This window comes from Sulfuracidifex tepidarius (assembly GCF_008326425.1).
Classification (GTDB): domain Archaea; phylum Thermoproteota; class Thermoprotei_A; order Sulfolobales; family Sulfolobaceae; genus Sulfuracidifex; species Sulfuracidifex tepidarius.
This window is the reverse complement of record NZ_AP018929.1, coordinates 2,119,063-2,141,159: the sequence shown is the minus strand read 5'-3', so window position 1 is coordinate 2,141,159 and position 22,097 is coordinate 2,119,063. Positions and strand designations below refer to the sequence as shown.

Sequence of the window (22,097 nt, the reverse complement as noted above, 5' to 3'; positions counted from 1 at the left end):
TTTCTTAATCTATAGAGTAGGAAAAGAAATGTAAGAAAGTGAAAAAGGAATAAAATAGTAGACAGAGAAAGAAGTGAGAGAGGGAAGGGAGGTAAAAAAGGGAGGAGGGAAAGAGGTAAGGAAAGAGAGGGGAAAACTTCTAGCGTTTTCCTTGATCATTCACTTTTTTCCTCTCCTCCTTCGTGAACTTGAGAGCAAGGGAAGCGTATGCTGCAGCCCCGAGCTTCAGTACGTCCTCATCAACGCAGAACTGGGAACTGTGGTTAGGATATACGCAACCCTTCTTCTCGTTTCTAGTTCCGAGGAAGAAGAACGTCCCCGGGGCAACCTGCAGGTACCTTGAGAAGTCCTCAGCTCCCAGGATCGGGTTGGTCTCAACTACTGTAGATATCTCCCTCAAGGTGTTCATTACTTCCTCAGTGACATCAGGGTCATTGAACGTGATAGGGTAAGGGTCTTCCATGAACTTAACTTCGCACTCGGCACCGTACACTGAGCACGTTGATGACACCACGTCTTTAACGTACTGTAAGGCCCTCGTCCTAACGTCTTCGTCTAAGCTCCTGATTGTGCCCTGCATAAAGGCTTCGTCAGGGATCACGTTGTCCGTCGTCCCGGAGTGGATGTTGGTTATGGAGAGCACGAAAGGTTTAGTCGGGTTCACCAAACGGTTCACGCTGTATAACGCGTTAGCTATTTGGACTGAAGTATGGATCGGGTCAACAGTCTCATGGGGAGCTGAACCGTGTCCTCCCCTGCCATGTACTCTGATGGTGAAGGAGTCAGGGACTGCCATGAAAGCTCCCTTCCTAGTCGCGAAGACCCCGGAAGGGTAGGAAGAGGAGATGTGTATCCCGAAGACGTAGTCTACTCCCTTCATAGCGCCAGCCTCTATCATGGGCTTGGCGCCTCCCTTACCCCCGTCCTCCTCTGCGGGCTGGAAAAGGAGCCTGACCTCTCCTGGGAATTCCTCCTCTGAAAGTATCATTGCAGCTCCCAGAAGCATTGACACATGAGTGTCGTGACCGCAGGCGTGCATCACGCCGTCCACCTTGGACTTGAATGGCAGGTCTGTCTCCTCTTTCACCGGAAGCGCGTCCATGTCTGCCCTGAGGGCTACCGTGCTTCCCTTTCCTTTACCCTTTAACCTACCGACTACTGCAGTAGGTAAACCTACGTTGGTCTGGACCTCTACCCCAAGGGAACGTAATGTCTCGATCACGAGCGAAGACGTCTTCTCTTCCTTGTAGGAAAGCTCAGGGTTCTCGTGGATTTCCCTCCTTATCCTGATGATTTCCTTCTGAAACTTCTCTGCCTTTTTCACTAAATCATTCATAGGTAAGTATAGAGAGCCTTTACTCTTTATAACTATTTGATTTCACTGTATAACTATTTGATTTCACTGTTTTTCACAAGAGGCTTGAGGAAAGGAATAGAACCTAACTCGAAAACGTTAGAGAGGGGATCACAAGGGAAAGTCTAAAAAGGGAAAACTCGCATACTCAAATGAAGAAGTATACACAATGGCGGATCCTGATGGAGGTATTTCTCTTACGTTCACATGGTGTACTTCAGTATCTCGTTTTCGTCCTCTCGGGACGATTTTTAGACCGTTTGATATCTTGTCGACTTATTCATCATTTAACACGAGAGACCCCGTAAGGGCAAGATAGTTTACTGAACTCTTATCTCCACCATCTTCTGTGCCTCGTCTGACATGAGCCACTCTATCCCTCTCCTGTAATCGTCGAACTCTTTGGATTCGAAACCGTAGCTGGAAGCCAACTTCCAAGGGGAAGTCTCGGGGGAGAGAACGTCAGAGTTCATGTTAGACCACCCCCTTAACGAGTTATAACCTTGGTTGTTCACCACGAGGACTTTCATCACGCCCCCGTACTTCTGCGCGCTCCACAAGGCTTGGAAACTGTAGTTGAAACTCCCGTCTCCGACTACGGCAAGGGACTTACCTCCCGCTGATGCATATCCGAATGAGGCTGGGATTGCCCACCCTATGAAACCGGCCCTATTAGCGAAGAAGGACCTCCTCCTGTAGCTTAACGCTTTCCTCAGTGACTCCCTATAAGAAGGGACCTCGTCGAAGATAGCGTACTTCTCCGAGTACTTACTCAGCTCAAGGAATATCTTGTCTGCAGGTGTCTGCTTGGTTTCCACCCTTCTAGGAACAATCTCGTGTGTGGATACCATTCCCTTAGCCATCTTCAAGAAGTGTTTCGGGTTACACACGACAGTTTCCCAAGGTCTCTTGCTAGCCTCCTCCCAGTCCATGGTCACTTGTATTACCTCCTTGTCTCTGAGTGACGAATCGTCGGGGAAGAGGACGTTGTTCACGCTCCCTCCTACGATCAAGATCAGGGAGAAGTCTCCTAACACCTTGTTTATCTCACTGCTTCTCCTAGGTAAGTCTCCCATGAAGAAGGACTGATTCCCGTCGAATGGTGATCTGGACGCGAAAGGTTCGGCGAAAACGGGGACGTTAGCGCGTGTCACGAACTCGTTCAGCTCGTCGTGAGCATTAGTCACATCTATCTCGTAACCTGCTACGACTGCGACCTTCTTACATGAGTTGAACCTTTTCATGACTTGTTTAACGACCTCTTCCCCACAACAGACGTCTACGACATGAGAGAACTTCGGCTCTGCCTCGTATTCCTTCCTCTGTAGGTCTTCAGGGATAGAAACCATGGTTGGCCCGTAAGGTGGAGTCAGGGAGATCTTCGAAGCCCTCTCTAGGTATCTTAGGACCTCTTCTTCCCGCCTGGCCTCAAACGACGCCTTCACGAAAGGCCTAGCCATGGAGGTCAAATCTCCGTAGAGTCTTGGCTCATCGATCAGGTAATCTGAGGTCTGTTGTCCAGTTATGATGAGTAAGGGAACCCTGTCCGCCCTCGCGGTGTTAATGAACCCCATTGCATTAGACAACCCGGGGGAAGCATGAAGGTTCACTATGCCTAACCTGTCTTCCTTCAGATAGTAACCCTCAGCCATCCCCACCGCAATGCCGTCCTGAAGGGCTAGGAAGTACTTGAACTCGTCCGGTTTCTCCCTTAAAAAAGATAGTTCGGTAGTACCTGGGTTTCCATATATCCTGTCAGAAAGGAGGCTCAAGAATTTGTAAACTTTTTCCCCGAGCATAAGTAACACTTCAATGAAGGTATAAAAAATAAATTGGTTGCTTCAACTAAGATCCTATAAAATAAAGGAAACTAGAAAGATAAATTGAGTCCATCAAGGGTGAAAGAGAAGGTTTCGCATTTTTCATGTCAAAATGAGAGACCCATCTTGGCTATTCAGATCCCTATCACAAACTGTATTTCATGAATAAGATTGATACATAGCGAACTGAACTATCGATCGTGAACCCATTCCTTGCTGATGCAAAAGCATTTATAAATAAATATTTTTTACATTTCCTTAAGTAAACTAAATTTGCATGGCCGTGAATGGTTTCCATCAATGAACACTAAACTAATCAACTCTCATGGTTGCGATTCTTCAACTTTACATGGACATTTCGTCTATCGTGAAAAAATTATTAATCTAGGGTGCTTTACCCAGTCCTAGAAATGAACTTTTGTTTTTACTGTGTGAGCCTTTCCTTTTCATTTTTTACGAAATCTATCTTCCGTTCAGAGTAAATTATTTTCATGAATATGACATGATAAAAGAATAATTTTTAATCTTTCTCCTATATACTTTTTAATCTTCTAGAATAAAAGGGGAGTTGGATAAAAAATGGATACGACTTTTGTAATGGAGAGGTTAAGAAAAGAAGGAGTGAACGTAACTGATGACAGTGTTTTGGTGAACGAGAAATCAAAGGACTGGAGCTTCGTCTCTCCCAGACTATCCCACCTGTCAGGGAAGGCAGACCTAGTCGCGTTCCCCAAGAGCGAGGAAGACGTGGTCAAGGTAGTAGAAGTAGCACTAGAGGAACACGTCCCCTTGGTCCCCAGGGGAGCAGGTTACGGTACTGTGGGAGGAGCAGTCCCGCTCAAGGGAGGGATACTCATAGACATGTCATTGATGAAGGAAGTCATCTCAGATGAAGACACGGTGAGGGCCCAAGCGGGAGCACCTTTCTCCTTCAGGGCAAGGGTATATCCTACGATATGGTCTAAGACAAGCGTCGGAGGGTACTTCTGTGGCGGTTCCTGGGGTATAGGGTCTTACCAATACGGACCTAACTGGGACCAAGTCACAGAGATAAGGATGGTCAACCCTAAGGGAAAACTGGTCACCCTCAGGGGAGGAGACGTGAAGGTAGCTGCCCACGCTGAGGGCACCACGGGAATAGTAACGGAGCTAAAGATCTTGACCAGGGATGAAGAGGACCAGTCCAAGATAATCCTCTTCGATTCTCTTCAGGACGCGTCTAAGTTCATAGAGAAGATATACGATGACGAGGTCCCCCTATACCACATGACCCTGAGGTCTCCCGAGATGGGCAAGGCTACCGAGAAGTCTGTTGGGTATTACACCGGGAAGTGGGAACTCTTGGTCGTTTACCCCAAGGATTCCACAGTTTATTTTGACGGAATGGACGGAAGCCCTCTTTGGAGCAAGCGAAACATGTTCTTTGCCGCGGTATACGTTAACATGCACGCGATGAGAAAGAACGTCTATTACAGTCAATACCACATTCCGATAGAGGACATGACCTCGGCAATCGAGAGCGTGAAATCGGCTAAACCCATAGTGGAGTCTGAATTCGCCAGTGACGGAAAGGCTCACACGTACTTCCTGACCGAAGACGTCGAGTCATTTCTAGTAATAGAGAAAATAATGGGCACATCGACTTTCAACTTACATGACATAAGAATAGATGGCAGACTTCCAAGGAACCACCTCCACAGGATAAAAACTTACAAGAAAGCTTACGATAAGGAGGACTTGTTCAACCCGGGGAAAGTAGGGATTTAGGTAAGGACGTTGCTGAAAAAACTGATGAAGACTGGAGTGAGCTTCTCCACCGACCCTGAGGTAGTGGCTGAGAAGTCGAGTGACCTTACAAGAATGTCGCCCGAACTATCCCACCTGTCAGGGAAGGCAGACCTAGTCGCGTTCCCCAAGAGCGAGGAAGACGTGGTCAAGGTAGTAGAAGTAGCACTAGAGGAACACGTCCCCTTGGTCCCCAGGGGAGCAGGAAGGAACAACATAGGGGGAGTCATCCCAATGAAAGGAGGGATAATACTTGACATGGGAGGGATGACATACCACCACGAGGATGAAAAGAGGTTCATGACACAGCCTGGGGTGAAATACTTCGATGAGGGGATGACGTTCAACGCTAGGATTTACCCTTCCACTTTCAGGGACGGCGTCACTATCGGGGGGAACTTCGAGGGAGGGTGCGGGGGAATAGGAGCGTTCAGGTACAACAGAGTATGGTGGCAAGCTGAGAGTGTAAGGATGGTAAATCCTAAGGGGAAGGTGGTGAGCCTCACTGCAGACGACGTGAAGGTAGCTGCCCACGCTGAGGGCACCACGGGAATAGTAACGGAGATCTCGTTACTCAAGAAAGAGTGGGCCAATGACGTCCCGGTAACCCTCAAGTTCGAGTCAATTGATGATGCAGTGAAGTTCTCTTTGGACGCATATGACGAGTATTACCCTATATATCACATGACGTTGAGGTCACCTAGGGCTTCCACCTCGATGGAGGGAGAGACCGGAGTTGCGTCGAGCGGTTGGTTTGTAATAATTTCCCTTCCTGAAGGGGAAACATTGGAAGTCCCAAAGAAAGCTCAGGTTGTCCACGATGAAGGTAGGCTGTGGGAAAGGAGAGACCTCTTCTTTGGAGGGATAATATGGTTCTTCTGGAGGCGGCTTGGACAAGTGTTTTACCTGACCAGGGACATTCAAGTGGAGAACTTACATGAACTCCTCGTTAATGTGTCGTCCATGTCTACAGTTCAGGTTGAGTTCCTGAGGGGAGGGATAGCGCATCCTTTTCTGATAACGACTGACTCGAGCTCTTTCAATGCGGTTAAGAAGGTAATGTATTCCTTCCCTGGGCGCAACTTCGACCTTCACGACGTGAAGATAAACGGTAGGCTCGACAGAGACCACCTCCAGAAAATAATCACGTATAAGAAAGCTTACGATAAGGAGGACTTGTTCAACCCGGGGAAATTATCTTTTTAGAATCCTTTTTGTATACTAAAATTTCATCATTGCCTTTCTGCTCTTCTTATCCCCTTTTCAACTTTTGTATATAATAACAATTAAATTTAAAGTTTGTTTTTTAAAAAATGCACTTTCCCCACTTTCCTCCCTCAAGGGACTAGAATCACAGCTTACCGGGGTTGAATATGTCCCAGGGGTCGACCCTTCTCTTCAGCTCCATCACTTCGTTCAACACTTCCTTGTCCAGTCCCAGCAACCTCTCCTTCACGGTGTTGAATTTGTTCTCCCTCATTTTCAGGTTTTCCCTAGTGAAAACGTCCATGAATATAACAGGTTCTCCAAAGTGATTCATCACTTCACCGTGTATTACACCTCTCTTTACTTCCTTCATAACGTTAATTTCTTTCAAACTCAGTTTGGCTCCGAACCACTTAGAGTTAGGCCTGACGGTCGTAGCGAAGCTTAACTTCTCGTCGGTTTTTAGATTACTCCCGATGCTCTTCGAAGACGAAACCACCAGTATCCATTCCTTCTCTTCCTGCTCTCCGAAGATAGAGGTGAACCCTTCCTTATTGTAAACGCTCACTAAGTTTACACGGTCTTTCTGGTCGAACAAGACCTCGATCTCCTTCCTCAGGGACTCTAGGTCAGAGAAAGGGACGTACTGCATTTCATAGTCTTGGTCATCAACTATGTTAAGGGTGGCCTCCTTCAGAACTCCAGTTGTTCCCCACGCATGAGTTACTCCAAGTATTTCCTTACCTGAGAGCTTCAAGTCCTCATAGGCGATCAGATCCATTTCTCTAGTAAGAACTCTGAAGTGTGTCCCATACTTAAAGGACCCTGGCCCTCCGCTCCCGCCCTCTATGAAGCCTCCTATTGTGGAGATCGCGAAACTGCTTGGATATACCGGCAACGTCTTTCCTTCCCTCCTGAGGCGGTTTAAAATGTCGATGACTTTAGTACCTGACCTCACTTTTACGCTGGTAGTGTCTTCATCTATTACCCCGTTGAATTGGCTCAAATCTACGAAAAGGGACGGCTTGTTAGGAATGAGTTGCCCGAAGTTCGTGGTTCCGCTACCTAAAGGTATGATGGGGACCTTTTCCTTCACGCATTCCTTGACCACTTGATCTATTTCTTCCTCGTCATTGACTCTGATCACTCCACATCCTGAGAGGTTCGGTTGTTCATCGTAAATGAACTTCATGTTAAGGTTGACTGTGCTAAAGTTAGCTGAATCTAAACATTTCATGGAGATTTTTGAGTAAGCTTAATTAAAAAGCGTCTATATTCCTCTCCTTCTAAACTGCCGTTGGTCGTGTCTGTAAATATCCCGGCATGAGACTTTCAACTTTTTGTAATAGGTATGAAAGGCGATAGAAAACTTTAATCTATCTTTATAAAAATCTAGACATGGGGAAAATGAGTTTGCGCAGTATACTCAAGAATCCACTGAAAGAGAGAAAGAGACGGAAAAACCTTTTTCATGGCAATGAAATATATAGGCAATGAAAAGGTGTCCGGTCTGCGGAGGAATAAACGAGGACAGTTTACCTCAATGCAAGTTCTGTGGTACTCCGCTCTATTTCGTTAGGAGCTTCATCACCGTTCCCTTTGGGCATAGAGAAACCGTAGGCTTTAGGGAGCTATTGAGGTTTTCCTCTCTTGCATTGATATCCCTCATTCTCTCTATAGGTGTCTTAGTCCCTTTCTTCCTCTTTTCCTTGGGGTTGATCCCTACTCTCAACTACGTTGTAGGTATAGGTGCGTTAGCCTCAGCGTCTTTGGCCGTGGTCTCCCTGATCCAGTTGAAGAGGGGTTTGGTGAACTTCTCCGGCGTGAGAGGGGTATACAAGGTCTCAGTAGGTTCATACATGACCATAGCCTCCACGCTGATCGTGTTCGTGCTACCGATCATAGCTTACCCCGTGCTTGAGGTCTTCGCTCTTCCCTCACCAATCGACTTTTTGTCCCTTAGCCAGAGCGAGTTAATCATAGGCGTCATAGAGATATTCATAGAGATATTCACCGGTGCATCGATCGTCATGGTAGGGATAGGGATTCACGACATAGGGTCAACATTCAAGGTAGAAAGCATGTCCACTGGTGGTTTAATCATGGCAGTAGGCGGTGCTCTGATACCCATTTTCTACCCACTCTCAATCATCTTGGGTATAACGTCGCTTCTCCTTACAAGGGCCGGAGCTAAAACCGCACTGAGGAGAGGTTACGCTACCCTTTTTTACTGATCCTATAGTGTTCCCAAGGACAGTCCTATGCTTTTCCTTGAGAATATATTACACCAATTCTTTCAATATGTGAAAAGATTAGCTTAGACATAGGAGGAATTGAGCTTAATTCTTACTTAGGCTTAACGAAGTACATATACTATAAAATGGGCTACGTGTACGTCCTAAGTTAGATTTATAATAACCGTACGGTTAAAGTAGATCATAAGTAAAATTTGAATTATTTGTCCCTGTCGAGTTCAGGGACAAGGTAAAAGAAGAAGCTAAGAGGAGAGGTATGTCCTCCTCTCTCATACAAGAAGTAATGGAGAATTATTTCAAAGAGAGAGAGGAGAGCAATCTAGAATGGAGAAAAGGTGAAGTTCAAAAAGAAGGAAACCCTGTGTAACTGTAAAAAAGGTTTTCATAATAGGGTTTATCTGAAGGAGTGAACTCACCCCGCCCTTACAGACGGGGCTTCCACACCTCGCTATGGAGATTTCCTGCTTCTCAGAGGAACCTCGATCCCCCCTCACCTACAGCTTTCTACCGAACGGGACCGTTCTGCAATGCCCCGTGTAGGAGGTTACGGAGGGTTTTCTCTATATAATGAAAGATCCCCCAGTCCTGAGGATAGTGATCCAACTCTTACATCCAAGGCCTGAGGAAATTTAGACATATAAATAATAAATAGAAATAAAGTTTACATAAGGGGGCTATCCACCCGCAGGAAGATTTTCGCCACCTTAAACCCCTATAAAATTAAAACTTGTCAAGATATCTAAGCTCCCTAACCCACAACACTTCATTTCACTTTGACTTGACATTATTATCAACTCATAGGGATTCAGGTAGCTCCTTCAATTCAGCGAGTGTCCGTACCCAAGAAGAAGAGATAATAAACTTCCCTCCCTCTTTATACTATATGATCCTTGAGTTAAACCTTCGGTTCGTTAAGTCCTTTCTGGTGGAGACCAGGGGGAATGTGTTCTTGGTGGACTCGGGAGTAGTTGGTAGCGGTAGGAAGATCATTTCGTTCCTCGAGAAAAGCGGGAAGAGTCCCTCGTCGATTAAGACAGTAGTATACACACACTCCCATGGGGACCACATTGGTGGAGCGAGTGAGCTGAAAATGCCCCACAACCTCATTCACGAGAAGGGAATCGATTTCCTCAGGAAAGGAATTCCTAAGAAGCCAGTCCTCCATTCGGCTCCCCTAAAACTGTTGTTTTCCCTCGGGTCTCCGTTCTTCACCAGAAGGTCCGGTCCCGTCTTCGACGTAGAGAAGCTCAATGAGGGAGAGCTCTTCCCCGGGATCCAGTTAGTTTTCACACCCGGACATACCGAGGACTCGGTATCGATCTATGTGGAAGACGAAAGGGCGTTGATCGTGGGCGATATGTTACAGGGAGACAAGAAGGGCCTTAAGATACCGTCCATCTATGAGGACTTAAACCAGTTGAGAAGGAGCATAGAGAAAGTCAAGGAATTTAAGGTGGAGAAAGTTTACGTCTCCCACGGTATAAGCGGGCCGCCGAGATGGCCTTTCTAGAACGAAGATAGTCATCTCTCTCAATATCACGTCACAGTTGACTCTAGCCTCTTCACCTTCGATATATTCTTACCTGGAGCCAAGAAGGTCCTGAGATCGAAAATCTGGAATTACTTCTACTTTATAGATCAATCTCATTATACTTATTCATGAATGTTCTAATATAGTTAATAAAGATAAACTTTATTAATTATATATAATCGAAAATTGACCTATGGACGACGAAGGTTCTTATAAAAAACATGGACGAATAACTTTACAAAATGTTGAAGGCTAAGGCTGCATTACTCGGGATTAACGTTTCCTATGCCATTCAGCAAGCTATATCGCTTTAGCTCAATGTTACAGACAGCGTTTCGGACCAAAACTACACCGTCCTTAAAACTACTCCCGAGGCAATGAAGGCTCTAAATGAGGGGAATTACGTTTTAGTGTGCGACGGTAAATACGTGGGGTCCTTTAAGGACGAGAAGAAGGCCCTTGAGAGCTAAGGAGTATAATAAGTATATGATAAGTAATAAAAATTATTCAAGACAAGAAATTGGAGAATGGGTATGGTCCTCGATTGCTTTAGAATAGGTGACAGACCTGAAGTTCCCATAACCGTTACGGATATAGTTAAACACATGTCGATTGAGGTCAATGCTTCAATAGACACGAGCTTCTCAGGTTATTTGCTTTTAGCGAACCCGTTATACCCAAAAATAAACAGTGTAGAGTTAGACGAGAGCTACTGGAGAACTTACGCTACACTTAACGGTATTGTTAGGACTAAAGTCGCTAAGGCTAGAATATACTTCATCAGGCTTTAAAGAACAAGGCAACTTCACCCAGTATTGACGTCCAAGTCAGCCGTACCTCCTCACGCTGTTAGGTCATTAGCCTCCAGACACGGAGTGTGGGGGTCTCTTCGTGTTTGACGTTAATGTCTCGAAACTTGCGTATATTTGAAATATAACCTTGTCTTTTAAGGCCTGACAAAGTATAAAAATAGGGAAAATAGAGTTGGAGAGCTTTGTGGAAAGTCCGATCTTAGGTAGGAATACAACGTTAATGGGGAGGAGCTATTAAAGAAGTTCGGTGTAGAGATCAAGAAAGGAGAAGAAATATGTCTAGACGATCCTTAGGGATTTCGGGTTAAACTACCACTTCTGGACCTTGAAGTTAATAACGCGCGATTGAGAGAGATTTCGGGATAAAGTAGAACCCGAAGAGTTTTGGCCATCTCAGGAAAACCGGCTTCAAGTACGAGAAAGACAAGAGGGCCTACGTCAGAGACGAGGAGACCGTAGAGAAACGGGGAGAGGAGGAAGGGGAGAGGCTTTTAAAAATAGGGGAGGAACACAGGGTACGTGCATTCCACGAGTGTTACTTTTCCCCCGTGAATAAGGGGGTCGGGGGAAGGTCGGGGGAAAATGATGGCTCAACGACGGGAAGAGTTACGCGGATAAGGTGAACAGCGGCCAGAAGGTGGATTAGCTTTACCTAGTCGACCTACGAGAAGCCTCACTGAACTCCGGAGACATACCCCACTTGAGGAAGGTGATGAAGCACGTGAAGGTGGCGATGGACAACTCCAGGATACACGTAAAATGAGGAAGTTCCTCGAGGTCGAGGAGGATAACGTGGAGTCCTTTTACCTACCGCCTTACCCTCCTGATAGAAGCCTGGGGGAGACCTCGGGCAGTGCTGAAGGGGAAGCCTTACTCGAAGGCCTATACGGATTTTAACCTTGAGAGCTAAGAGGTCCCTACGCTCCGTATCTAAGAGAACGAGACCTAGCGTACAGTGCGAAGTGCGGCGAACCTTGGACATCTCTAGATGAAGTTACCTTGTCCTTTAAGGACTAAGTATAAGAAGTGAAATACTAGGTACATGTTTCTGTCCCCTGCTTTAAGTAGACACAGAGACGCTAACCTGACCTCCTTAAAATTCCTATATAGCTTGTCTTGTATATATTGAACAATTTCCATATTTCTACATTAAAGCTTATCAACTGTATAAGCGACTTCATCTTATGCGTCAAATAGATGCTTTGGAGTCGCCGAGGTTTACTCAAATAACCACCTTTGGTAGGCTCCCGGAGTGTAAAGAGGGAGAGGAAGTCAAGGCTTTTTTCCTTGGAATACCTTTCGATGATGCCACTTCCTTTAGGCCAGGTGCTAGGTTCGGCCCTAGGGCTATAAGGGAAGCCTCCAGGATGCTTAGACCTTACAATCGTTTTCAGGATACATATCCTTTCGATATTCTCAACATGTGTGACCATGGAGACGTAAATGTTGTACCAGGTTCAACTGAGGATACAATGATGAAAGTAGAGGAATGGTTAGACAACGTAAAGGACTATGAAGCACCTTTCATAGCAGGAGGGGATCACTCTATAACACTTCCAGTACTCATGTCGCTCTCCAAGGCAGGCAAGGTCAACTTAATACATTTCGACTCTCATTTCGACACTTGGGATTCGTATTGGGGGAAGAGGTTTACCCACGGAACTTGGTTGAGGAGAGCGATAGAGATGGGCTTGGTAGGGGAGGTTTATCAAGTAGGAATAAGGTCTCCCCTTTACTCTAAAAATGATATCAAAGAAGTAGAAGACCTAGGAATTAACGTTGTTTACGTAGAGCAGGTGAAGGAGAACATGAACGACGTAATTTCTAAGCTGAACTCAATCAAAGGGAAGGTCTATATTTCTCTAGACATAGATGTAGTTGACCCAGCGTTTGCTCCAGGGACTGGTACACCCGAGGTGGGAGGTCTTACTAGCTATGAAATGCTCAAAATCATGAGAAGCCTGAACGTGGATTTAGTTGGGATGGACGTAGTGGAAGTATCTCCTCCTTACGATGTAAGCGAGGTCACTTCGCTTTTAGCAAGTTATTTACTTTACGAAGGAGCTAGTGTGAAGGCCAGAGAAACTGGAAATGAAGAGTTGCTAGAAAACGAAACTAAAAAAGAGCTAACTTAGTGACAAGAATTTTAGCCTCTCTTCTTTTTATTTTATTTATTTTTTATGTATATAACGCTGTATTTCCTTTTATTACCATCTACTATACTTTAACCATTTTCCATTGAACTTAAGCAACATCCTTTCGTTCCCTTTCTCATCCTTGACCTTGTCTACATCTATCATCACATCTATCATGCTCATTATCCCGTCTCCAAACATCTCATGGGCTACGTCCTTTATTGCGGGTCCGTAAAGGAGAACTGCCTCATAAAGTCTGTATACAAAGGGATCTGTGGGAGGCCAGGGTTGAGAGGGAGTCCTCATAGGTACATCCATCAAGACCTCCTTGTATTCTGGAGGTAATTCCAATATCTTCACCAAACCCTCAGCTTCCTCCTCAGTTGCTTGGCCATAGCCGTAAAGCAACATGGATGTATAAACTGGGCTTCTTCCTATGTGCTTTGATATTTCCTCCCATGTTAGCTTCTTTTCCCTCTTTCTCTGGAGCATGAGATCTCTAGCTTTAGATTTATCTAGCATAGAAAATTTACACCTTATCTTTATCACGTTAAGGCATTATTAACTTTTTAGGCATGACTTCAATACAATGTTGCTACTTTATTGGCGTATTTATAAATACTGTTCAATCCATTCTCATGGTGTCCTAGAATTCTATTTGGATTGGAAAGATAAAAGAAGATATTCTGTGAAGTGATAGACTCTTAATTAAAGATAGAGAAGAACATCGCGGAGAGTTTCATACAGTAAAGGACCACAAGTAACTCATGACCTCTTTATCGTACCCCAGAACGTGTCCCTGAGGGATCCTGCATTATATACTACTCCTCCTTTAATGGTGTACTTCACGTTAAAAGGGTTCAAGTCTTCGGCAGTCTTAACTTCACCAAAGACCGTTATGTCTGCGGGGTAACCTTCCTCGATTTTACCCGCCCTGATACCCAGGCACTCTGAAGCGGAGGATGTTGAAGCCGATAGAGACCCGCTAAATCCCATGTATTTGCTGAGGAGCACGATCTCCTTGTAGTTCATACCGTGAGGTCTATCTGAGGAACCAACGAAGTCCGTCCCTGCAACAATCTTTAACCCCAATGAAACTGCGATTCTCATGTCCTCTGTGAAGTGAGTACTTATTAACTCCTCCCTTTTCTCCCTTATTTCTTCTCTTAACTTGGATATCTTAGGGTTGACTTCGTAAGTAGCTAAGGTCGGCACGTAACATATGCCCTTCCTCTTGATCTCCTTGGCTAGTTCCTCGTTCAGACCTAAGCCGTGTTCCAGAGTGTCGACCCCTGCGTCAATACTGTTGGCTATTGCTTCCTCACCGTACGCGTGGGACGCGACCCTGAGGCCTGCGCTGTGGGCTTCGTCAACTATTGCCTTGAGGTCGTCTATGGTTAGGGCTACCTTAACTTTCCCTCCTTGGGAGAAAGCCCCTGAAGCGTAGACCTTTCGAGCCCGTGACCCGGGTTCAAATCCCGGCCGCGGCACTAATTTTTCCTTAAATTGAAAGGTCAGATGAGGGGTTATGACTGAGGTCGGAAACCATCTAGGAAAAATCGGAAACCATCTTAAACCCAAACTGGAAACTAATGATAAAAAAGAGGGCAAACCTCGCCCTTCAGGGCGGGGTAAAAAGTTTTAAGCTTCTTTTACACATTCTTCTTTATGACGCCCTCTTCTGGTCAACCTTCAGAGGATGAGGAGCGGGAGCCGACATTTACTCCCGCAATACCAGAGGAGGGTGTCTACGAAGTTGAGTATTCAAACAAGAGGACTAACATAGTACGTCTCTTGCCAAACGGTTTTCAAGAAAGAAAATTGAGAAGATTAGCTAATGAATGTTCCAAGTTATTCAATGGGTTAAACTATGAGAGAAGACAGCAATTTTTCCATGGGGAAAAAGTAGATCTAAAAGGAACGTGGGACAAGTACTATGAGAAGTACAAAAGCACTCTAGGTGTTAACGCTCAAGCTGTTATGCAGAAGAATAACGAAGCGTGGAGTTCATTCTTTTCATTACTGAAGTTGAAAAAGCAAGGGAAACTACCATCACACACGAACTACGTTTCACCACCAAGGTATTGGAAGGACAGAGAGACTAAGAGAAGTAAAGCTAATCCTTGTAGTAAGACAAGATCGTTATGACGTTGATGAAGAAAGACATGTAATAATCTTTAAGGACTTCCACATGGAGATAGAGTTTGTAGGTAGGTTAAAGTGGTACGGTAAACAAGGTAGGTTAGAGATCATCTATGATGAAACTACGAATCACTGGTATGCCCACATACCAGTTGAAGTTGGGGTTGAAGAAACAAAGACTGGTAAGAAGAGCAAGTATATTGTTCACGGTGAAAGAAAGTCAATCCAGATTGAAACACCGAAAGGAAATAAGATAGCCTCCATAGACTTAGGCATCAATGTATTAGCAAGTGTTGTCGTGAACGACGGAACGTGGTTACTCTACAAGGGTGTTAGGGCTAAGGAGGACTACTTCTACTTACAAAGGAAGATCGCCGACGCACAATCGTTAGCGGACAAAACTAAAAACATTGGTGAATACGAAGCTTATGAGGAGTTAGTAAGAGGGAAGAGGAGGTTGTTTAAGAAGCTATACAATCGTTTGCTTCACTTATATAGAAACCTTGCGTCACATTTGGTTAAGAAATTGCACGTTCTAGGTGTATCTACAATCTACTTGGGTTACCCCTTCAACATTGCACAAGACAAGGGCAACAAGTTCACAGTGAACATGTGGTCTTACCGCAAGTTAATGGAAGCTATTGAATTAAAGGCTCAAGAATACGGTATGAAAGTGTATGAAGTTGTTGAATACAATACTTCAAGGCTATGTGCTTACCATAACGTGGAAGTGAAGAGACACCCTAGGGGAGTAGTAAGCTGTCCTTTAGGTCATAAATTGCACAGCGACTTGAACGGTGCTTTAAACATTCTTAAGAAAGCGATAGACAAAGTAGTGTTAACAGTTAAAAAACCGTTGTCTTTCCTAGTATTTCATAACGGAGTAGCACCCGTAAAGGGGTGTAACCCTTGAGACCTCGGGGAACCCTCGCCCTTCAGGGCGGGGAGGAGGTCAGATGGCCTTAATAGATATAGATAAGCTCACAAATGAGCAAAAAATCAGATTATTTACATATGCAACTGAGGAAAAAGGAATAACATATGAGCAATTAGGAATCTCTAAAGCTTCAGGTTGGAGATATAAGAAAGGGCTGAGAGAAATACCTAAAGAAGTAATTGAGAAAGTGCTGCAATTCTTAGCACCAGATGAAATAGCTAGAATAATTTACGGTAAGAAGATAGAGAAAGCGGATATAAACGACCTACTAAAAGTAATAAACACTGCAGTGGAGGATCCACAGTTCCGTTCTTTGCTTTTTATGATGTTAAATAGGTTCTTAGGAGAGTATGTTAGACAGAATACGAATAGTTACGTAGTCACTGAAGAGGACCTAAAACTGTTTGAGAAAATATTAGAGCAGAAGAGCAAAGCAACTAGAGACGAAAGACTTAGACATATAAAATACGCCATGAGGGATTTAGGCTTTTCACTCTCGCCTGAGTCCTTGAAAGAATACATATTAGAATTAATGACAGAAGAAGGACCCAACGTAGCGAGGCATAGGGCTAACACGCTTAAACTCTTTATCAAAGAAGTAGTAGCAAGTAGAAATCCCATTTTGGGACAGATACTTTATAATTCATTCAGAGTGCCAAAGGTGGATTACAAATACTCCCCTCCTCCTCTTTCCTTAGAGATATTAAAGAATATATTTCAGTTGATAGGTCATTTAGGTGCAAAGACATTCTTTCTTATCCTTGCAGAGACTGGATTAAGAGTAGGGGAAGTCTATTCTCTTTCTGTAGAACAAGTAGATCTAGAGAATGGGATAATTAAATTAATGAAAAATAGTGCGACAAAGAGGGCTTACATTTCATTTCTACATAAGGAAACTTGCGAAGGAGCGGCCGCCTTCACATTTCCGAATAACCCTTTACCGTAGTAAAGGATCTTCTTATTCCCTTCCTTTTCAACATCTATATAACCTAACTTCTCCAGCTTATTTACAACGTCATTTACCTTATCCCTATCCAGGCCTAATTCCTTTAGTAAGTCTACTAAATACATCTTCTTCCCATTTCTGAAGATGTGGTAGAGGACAAGCTGTTCCAGTACTTGAGGTTTCTCTATGTATTTCATAATTGGATTTACTATACTCTCTATGTCTTCATTCTTCGGCACTTCTCCAGTCGCGTATTTCTGCATTCTCTCTATTACCTTCTTCAGCTTCTCCGGATCCTTTTTAGTGGGGACGTAGTTTATCTTAACCCTTACTGGAACTACCTTATCCCCTTCTTTCCTCGGTGTAATAATTACTACTGCTTCGCCTACTCCTAAACCTGGCAGCGTCTTTTCTAGTTCGGAGCCGAAATCTGGGAATATCTTTGCAAATGCTTTGGCGTCATCACCTTGTTCCTTCATTAACATCTTAACTCCCGTATTACTCATTATTGATTTAATTAGTGACATATCTAACTGTCCAGTATGCTGGTGCGCCATTATGATATGCATTGCATATTTTCTAGCTTCACTTAAGATATCGTCTATCACGCTAAGGGAAGCGATATTTTGGAACTCGTCCATAAATGCTATGATTGGGATCCTTTCCATATTCAATGCAGCTCTAGCCAACGCATAATACCACGTCTTAAAGATCCATCCAGCTAATATTAGAAATGAAGCGTCATTTCCTACAGCTGCTTTCGATGCGTTTATTACTATAATATTTCCAGGCTTGAATAACTCATTATCGTCTATCTTTGTCTTACTGAATATCTTAAGTAATAATGGATTTGTCCCTAGCATTTCCAACCTAGAGATTGCGGATAAGAAACTTTGCTCCTGCATGTTCTGGAACATTTCTAGCTTACTTTCCCACGTAGGGTCGTCTACCGGCAAATCTATTTCCCCTGTTCTCAGCTTGTAGATGATCCTGTAAAGGTCCCTAAACGTGGGTTCTGGAGTTTTTGAGTAGAGCAATTGCATTGAAACCTGAATGATGTACTTAACATACACTGCAGTGTCCTTAAGGCCGAATAATTTCTCGAATATCTCCATAACGTTGCTGAAACCTAACAACAACGCTTGTTCTTTATTAGGCAAATTGGGCAAAGCTAGGGGATTGATTGAGAGAGGAGCCTCAACTGGGTGGAAGTATATTAAATTCTCGTTATCGGCGAAATAGGAGGCTACTTCTTCTGCCATATCGCCGTGAGGGTCGAATATCATTATTATTGCATTATTGTATGCCTTCCTTATTGATGTTATCAGAGAGATTATGGTTGTGGTCTTCCCAGCTCCAGTCCCTCCGATAATATAGCCGTGCCGGTAAAGGTCCTCTAACTCTAACATATATGGTTTGCCAGAGGGTATCGTTTTACCTATCTCAAACCCATTTCTGTTAGGAGGTAACTCTGGTAATAGTCCTCCAGTAACAAAATTGACTGGAATTACTGACGGATTAGGAATTACTGCAACTTTACTTATTTTGTCCTCGTCAATCCAGAGCCATCTCTTAATTTTGAGAGAATGAAACCTCGGAACCCTGGGTATTGTATCCTCCCATCCCTTACTTTTTCTAATCTCTAACTTCAGTTTTCTACTCTTCGTAAGGATAAATTGCTGCAGTTCCTTTGATAGTTGCTTTATTCTGTTTTTATCATCAGAGAGCAGATAAGGCTGTAGATAGTATATGTTGTCTTTTGCAAAACTTTCTAATCTACTAGCTAAGACTTCTCTCTGTCTTCTTCCGATTAATGATTGATTTCTCTTCAATTTATCAGAATACTTTAGGAAAATATCATTGAGGCGTGGCTCTAATACTATCCATAACCTAAGTTGTTCCCCCACTTGCAGCTTAGTTAGAAAACTGTTGAAGTCGTTAAACTCTGCACCCCAGTAAAAATCTTTCTCATTTTTGAAGAAAATACGACCTATAAAACGAGGAATAGGAACATTTGCATTTTCATTTACACCGAAGTCCTTACGTAAAACTTCTAGTTGTGTGTTAGTATAAGCATATAGATGCATGATATCCTTATCACGATGATAAATTATCTCAAAGACATGCCCTAAGCTATTGATTATACTAAAGCTTTTATCGTACTCAACTTTTGGGAACAGTTCATAGTACTTTATTTGCTCTTTTTTACCCCACATCAAAGAAGGAGTATTTTAAAAAATGTGAGCGGTAAACTCCCTAGTTTACGGGCTCGGCGTGTAGCTGGCTCATCACCCATCAGCTGTCCATCCCGTCGTCATCGCCCTAACATTCTCTATATAGAGAAAGTTTTATAAACTTTGAATTTGTCTCTTACAATTTTGGAAAATTGTTAAATGGTTAAGATAGGCGCTGCTATAGGATTCCAAAGGAGAAGATATACGTGAAAAATTTTGAATTAACTCCCCAGTTTACTAAGAAAAAATTGAAATGACTTAGCGGGCTAGAAAGAGTACTACTATCAAAAATATCCAGCCTATCGCTATCACATACCCTAGAAACTTTCTGGCTACTTCGGCCAAGGTCAGCAAGATGTAGAGGGCGGTTAGGGGAACTAGCCAGGCTATGATATTCGCATACGCTGAAGCCAAGCCTGGGTCAGCTTTGAGTAGCGTATGCTCCAGTAAGCTCTGTATCAGCCCGACGAACCAATCGTAAGCCTGAGCGATGTAGTACATAATCTGTTGGGGCAGATTGCTCGGAGGCGGGGGGATCTGTTGTGCTGCTTGCTGAATCTGAGTCGAATTGATTATGCTATTGCTAGTAGTCGTTGCAGCTGCTGTTATTCCTAATATAATTAATATAGGAAGTATAGCTATTACTACCCTCATTTTGCCTCAATTAAAGCAGTTTTAAAAAGCATAATAGATGATGAACTTAGAGCTTTCATTATTCAACGTAGCGATAGTGATAGCAATTTACGAGTCATTTCACGCATATTTATTCTATAAAAGCAGAGAAATAGAGAAGAAAGGAAGAATAAGCATAAGAATTCTTAACAATGAAGAAGAGAACGCTATTGCACTCAACTCGTTCTTTTTTAGAAATACTATAGTCTTTCTCTCTAACGAGATAAATGAGAAAATTCTACGCCATGAGGAAGGACATTTAAAGCAGCCCAACTATATCTATGCGTTTTTGTTATTAGTTGCAGCGCTCCTACCATTAAGTTATATAATTGCAGTTCCTGCGGTGTTTATAGGGAAGTTCTTATTGTGGAAGATGGAGCGTGACGCTGACTTATACGCTTACAGGCTCTATAACGTAAAATATGAATCTGACGTTTTCAGGCCAAAATCACGAATTGAACGACTGAAAGCATGGATATTTGATACTCATCCTCCGGATTACATGAGAAAAATAGAAGAATATTATGATAAAAAATGAATATCTTAAAGCTTTTTATACGTGATCTATTTTCTTGACTTTCTGTATTCTACTACTCCTCCGATTAGACTCACAAACCCTATTAGTGCTAGAAACGCTGAAATGTATGATGCATCGTTTCCCAAGAGATTGGCAAAACCGCTGTCAAAGGTGCTTGCTAATGAACCTCCGAGGAAGGCCAGTCCTCCTATCACACCTCCCATTGCAGCCTCATGATTACCTTTTTTGTATTTCATTATCGGCATCTTTATTGAGTTTATGACAGTTTTTGCTAATGCCTTAGCTTTGCTCTTTATTACTTGTAGCACCTTCATTTGAGATAATCTCTTTTTAAAAGGCAAAATATCGGGGAATATGGCAAGATTAAGGGAATACTTAATCGGCTGGTTAAGGACTGTAAGCGGTTTAGATGAAAAATCATTCCCATTGGGAATTAAGAACATTAACATAAAGGAGTTATTAGTGATCTTCCCGCTCATAATGATAGCGATAGCGCTTGCTTTTCGTGATATAATGGTCAGTTTTGCGGCTTCGGTCCCGGTGATCTTCATAATTCTGTATGAAGAGAAAAGCATGGATGAGTTTCAGTATGTTTATTACTTCATAAAGTTCTATTTGAGAGACCTAATGAAACCTAGCGAAAAGAAAGCTGAGAAGAAGACGGAAGTACTACCGATGTTAGGAAAGTATATTGATTTAATACTTACGGTAGTCGGGGCAATGTTTCTTCTAATATCTGTTCAAAGCTTCGTAAGGATTACAGAACTTCAAGCTGTGTCATTGACACCCATGCAACTATGGTTTACAATAGCGTCATTTGGTATCGGGACTGGGCTATTATCTGCTCAAGTTGTCTACTTTGTGATAAAAAAGATTAAGAAGGAGAAGTAAACTCTCGGTTAACGGAAAAGGAAAAAGTTATTCTATTTTTAACACATCTACTTTCCTTCTTGACTTCAATCCACCTACTGCTTGTGGATCATTTAAGTAAATAGTTAATTCCATCGGGAATGCCTTATACTTCTCTGCAAGTGTTATTATCTGTTTCGGATCTTTGACTCTAATAATGTACTGCATCAAGAAATAATATCGTTCACAGGCTATAATTTTTAACTCTACGGGAGTTAAACGTAAAATTGCCTTTAACTCTAGGATAGTTCAAAGAAAGAGTTAAAGGGAAAATAAGGACTAACTTAAGATAAGCGTAAAGTATATTAATTCGTCCTACTTAAAAGTAAATAAAGAAATGGTGGAAACATTTGCCAGAATCTCACCCATTAATTCCTATCAAGTATAATTTAACTAAGATCCGCCCTAAAATTAAGGTAAATGGATCAAATTCTTTTAGTTTAATTTTCAGGGAAGTTGAAAAGGAAGACAATCTCAGAAAAGTTAGCTTTCATTCTGCAGTTGAATTAGGCTTTACCTGCGAGAACAGACTAGTAAGTATATTTATGGAGATCTTAGATCTACCCAAAGGTATGTTAAAAGAGGAGTTCAACTCATTATTACGCACTTTGCTACTTGATAACGCTTGTTTAGAACCCTATTACGTAGAATTGTATTTTATAGACTCTGATTATATTCCTAACTACCGCCGAATTATTGCTAACACTAAAATGTCTATCATAGAGAACGTAGGATTAGCAAAACTGGAATTCGATATAGAGAAGTCCTACATGAAAATTGACAAATTAATGGGAATCTTGCAAAGGCTTCAAGGTGAATGA

Annotated in this window: 22 protein-coding genes and 2 pseudogenes; 15 read left to right on the top strand and 9 right to left on the bottom strand. The window is 43.0% G+C overall.

Translation table 11 applies throughout. The annotated features are described in order from the left end of the window. Nucleotides 1-139: 139 nt before the first annotated feature. Together cpsA and IC007_RS10940 are read right to left on the bottom strand one after the other, a co-directional pair. Nucleotides 140-1,336, bottom strand: a complete 1,197-nt coding sequence (cpsA, locus tag IC007_RS10945; protein WP_054846201.1) for a carboxypeptidase CpsA — start codon at nucleotides 1,334-1,336, stop codon at nucleotides 140-142. Between the two features lie 338 nt (nucleotides 1,337-1,674). After that, a complete protein-coding gene (locus IC007_RS10940; RefSeq protein WP_054846202.1) occupies nucleotides 1,675-3,153 on the bottom strand; it encodes a thiamine pyrophosphate-binding protein in 1,479 nt (492 codons plus the stop codon). A gap of 600 nt (nucleotides 3,154-3,753) precedes the next feature. On the opposite strand from IC007_RS10940, the gene IC007_RS10935 reads away from it, so the two are divergent. Further along, nucleotides 3,754-4,941 (top strand): FAD-binding oxidoreductase, encoded by a 1,188-nt coding sequence (locus tag IC007_RS10935; RefSeq protein WP_149528761.1) that lies wholly within the window; start codon nucleotides 3,754-3,756, stop codon nucleotides 4,939-4,941. A 9-nt stretch (nucleotides 4,942-4,950) separates the two neighbouring features. Further along, a complete protein-coding gene (locus IC007_RS10930) occupies nucleotides 4,951-6,165 on the top strand; it encodes an FAD-binding oxidoreductase (protein WP_149528760.1) in 1,215 nt (404 codons plus the stop codon). Nucleotides 6,166-6,310: 145 nt separating this feature from the next. Here the strand turns inward: IC007_RS10930 and IC007_RS10925 are convergent, their stop codons facing one another. Next, a complete protein-coding gene (locus tag IC007_RS10925) occupies nucleotides 6,311-7,402 on the bottom strand; it encodes an FAD-binding oxidoreductase (RefSeq protein ID WP_054846206.1) in 1,092 nt (363 codons plus the stop codon). Between the two features lie 256 nt (nucleotides 7,403-7,658). On the opposite strand from IC007_RS10925, the gene IC007_RS10920 reads away from it, so the two are divergent. The 7 genes and pseudogenes from IC007_RS10920 to speB all read left to right on the top strand — a co-directional run bounded on the left by IC007_RS10920 (nucleotide 7,659) and on the right by speB (nucleotide 12,898). Further along, on the top strand, nucleotides 7,659-8,399 hold the full coding sequence (locus IC007_RS10920) for a hypothetical protein (protein WP_054846207.1): 741 nt from the start codon (nucleotides 7,659-7,661) through the stop codon (nucleotides 8,397-8,399). Between the two features lie 223 nt (nucleotides 8,400-8,622). Further along, a pseudogene (locus IC007_RS14240) lies at nucleotides 8,623-8,787 on the top strand (hypothetical protein); the annotation flags it as partial. Between the two features lie 516 nt (nucleotides 8,788-9,303). Beyond that, entirely contained in the window at nucleotides 9,304-9,930 is a 627-nt protein-coding gene (locus tag IC007_RS10910; RefSeq protein WP_054846208.1) for an MBL fold metallo-hydrolase, read from the top strand. Between the two features lie 263 nt (nucleotides 9,931-10,193). Beyond that, nucleotides 10,194-10,509 (top strand): annotated as a pseudogene (locus IC007_RS14235) (hypothetical protein). Continuing rightward, nucleotides 10,485-10,742 (top strand): pepsin/retropepsin-like aspartic protease family protein, encoded by a 258-nt coding sequence (locus IC007_RS13905; protein WP_054846209.1) that lies wholly within the window; start codon nucleotides 10,485-10,487, stop codon nucleotides 10,740-10,742. The pseudogene IC007_RS14235 and the gene IC007_RS13905 overlap by 25 nt, the downstream one beginning before the upstream one ends. 780 nt (nucleotides 10,743-11,522) lie before the next feature. After that, nucleotides 11,523-11,660, top strand: coding sequence for a hypothetical protein (locus tag IC007_RS13390; RefSeq protein WP_156303792.1), 138 nt, complete (start codon nucleotides 11,523-11,525; stop codon nucleotides 11,658-11,660). A gap of 287 nt (nucleotides 11,661-11,947) precedes the next feature. Continuing rightward, the gene (gene speB, locus IC007_RS10900) at nucleotides 11,948-12,898 is read left to right on the top strand and encodes an agmatinase (protein WP_149528758.1); all 951 of its coding nucleotides are present in this window, start codon (nucleotides 11,948-11,950) and stop codon (nucleotides 12,896-12,898) included. Between the two features lie 72 nt (nucleotides 12,899-12,970). Here speB and cynS read toward each other — a convergent pair whose 3' ends face one another. Both cynS and IC007_RS10890 read right to left on the bottom strand, forming a co-directional pair. Next, entirely contained in the window at nucleotides 12,971-13,420 is a 450-nt protein-coding gene (gene cynS / locus IC007_RS10895) for a cyanase (RefSeq protein WP_054846210.1), read from the bottom strand. Between the two features lie 243 nt (nucleotides 13,421-13,663). Further along, nucleotides 13,664-14,509 carry an amidohydrolase family protein gene (locus IC007_RS10890; RefSeq protein ID WP_149528757.1) on the bottom strand — a complete coding sequence of 282 codons (846 nt, stop codon included), beginning with the start codon at nucleotides 14,507-14,509 and terminating at the stop codon, nucleotides 13,664-13,666. Between the two features lie 57 nt (nucleotides 14,510-14,566). On the opposite strand from IC007_RS10890, the gene IC007_RS13900 reads away from it, so the two are divergent. From IC007_RS13900 to IC007_RS10880, 3 genes are read left to right on the top strand one after another with little or no spacing between them, the layout of a single operon-like run. Further along, nucleotides 14,567-15,046: a hypothetical protein gene (locus tag IC007_RS13900; RefSeq protein ID WP_232048912.1), complete on the top strand. Its 480-nt coding sequence runs from the start codon at nucleotides 14,567-14,569 to the stop codon at nucleotides 15,044-15,046. 43 nt (nucleotides 15,047-15,089) lie between these two features. Next, nucleotides 15,090-15,953 (top strand): RNA-guided endonuclease InsQ/TnpB family protein, encoded by an 864-nt coding sequence (locus IC007_RS13895; protein WP_232048911.1) that lies wholly within the window; start codon nucleotides 15,090-15,092, stop codon nucleotides 15,951-15,953. 43 nt (nucleotides 15,954-15,996) lie between these two features. Then, nucleotides 15,997-16,923: a tyrosine-type recombinase/integrase gene (locus IC007_RS10880; protein ID WP_232048910.1), complete on the top strand. Its 927-nt coding sequence runs from the start codon at nucleotides 15,997-15,999 to the stop codon at nucleotides 16,921-16,923. On the opposite strand, the gene IC007_RS10875 is transcribed toward IC007_RS10880, so the two are convergent. Both IC007_RS10875 and IC007_RS10870 read right to left on the bottom strand, forming a co-directional pair. Next, nucleotides 16,848-18,830: a type IV secretion system DNA-binding domain-containing protein gene (locus tag IC007_RS10875; RefSeq protein WP_232048909.1), complete on the bottom strand. Its 1,983-nt coding sequence runs from the start codon at nucleotides 18,828-18,830 to the stop codon at nucleotides 16,848-16,850. The genes IC007_RS10880 and IC007_RS10875 overlap by 76 nt on opposite strands. Before the next feature lie 585 nt (nucleotides 18,831-19,415). Continuing rightward, nucleotides 19,416-19,811 carry a hypothetical protein gene (locus IC007_RS10870; RefSeq protein WP_054846895.1) on the bottom strand — a complete coding sequence of 132 codons (396 nt, stop codon included), beginning with the start codon at nucleotides 19,809-19,811 and terminating at the stop codon, nucleotides 19,416-19,418. Between the two features lie 37 nt (nucleotides 19,812-19,848). Here IC007_RS10870 and IC007_RS10865 point away from each other — a divergent pair, with 37 nt between their 5' ends. After that, nucleotides 19,849-20,367 carry a conjugal transfer protein gene (locus tag IC007_RS10865; protein ID WP_232048908.1) on the top strand — a complete coding sequence of 173 codons (519 nt, stop codon included), beginning with the start codon at nucleotides 19,849-19,851 and terminating at the stop codon, nucleotides 20,365-20,367. A 26-nt stretch (nucleotides 20,368-20,393) separates the two neighbouring features. Here IC007_RS10865 and IC007_RS10860 read toward each other — a convergent pair whose 3' ends face one another. Then, nucleotides 20,394-20,681, bottom strand: coding sequence for a hypothetical protein (locus tag IC007_RS10860; RefSeq protein WP_054846894.1), 288 nt, complete (start codon nucleotides 20,679-20,681; stop codon nucleotides 20,394-20,396). Between the two features lie 40 nt (nucleotides 20,682-20,721). Between IC007_RS10860 and IC007_RS10855 the strand changes: the two genes are divergently transcribed. Then, a complete protein-coding gene (locus tag IC007_RS10855; RefSeq protein ID WP_054846893.1) occupies nucleotides 20,722-21,258 on the top strand; it encodes a hypothetical protein in 537 nt (178 codons plus the stop codon). A gap of 27 nt (nucleotides 21,259-21,285) precedes the next feature. Here the strand turns inward: IC007_RS10855 and IC007_RS13490 are convergent, their stop codons facing one another. Then, complete coding sequence (locus tag IC007_RS13490) at nucleotides 21,286-21,444, bottom strand: hypothetical protein (protein ID WP_054846892.1); 159 nt, start codon at nucleotides 21,442-21,444, stop codon at nucleotides 21,286-21,288. A gap of 182 nt (nucleotides 21,445-21,626) precedes the next feature. Here IC007_RS13490 and IC007_RS10850 point away from each other — a divergent pair, with 182 nt between their 5' ends. Continuing rightward, the gene (locus IC007_RS10850; RefSeq protein WP_054846891.1) at nucleotides 21,627-22,097 is read left to right on the top strand and encodes a hypothetical protein; all 471 of its coding nucleotides are present in this window, start codon (nucleotides 21,627-21,629) and stop codon (nucleotides 22,095-22,097) included.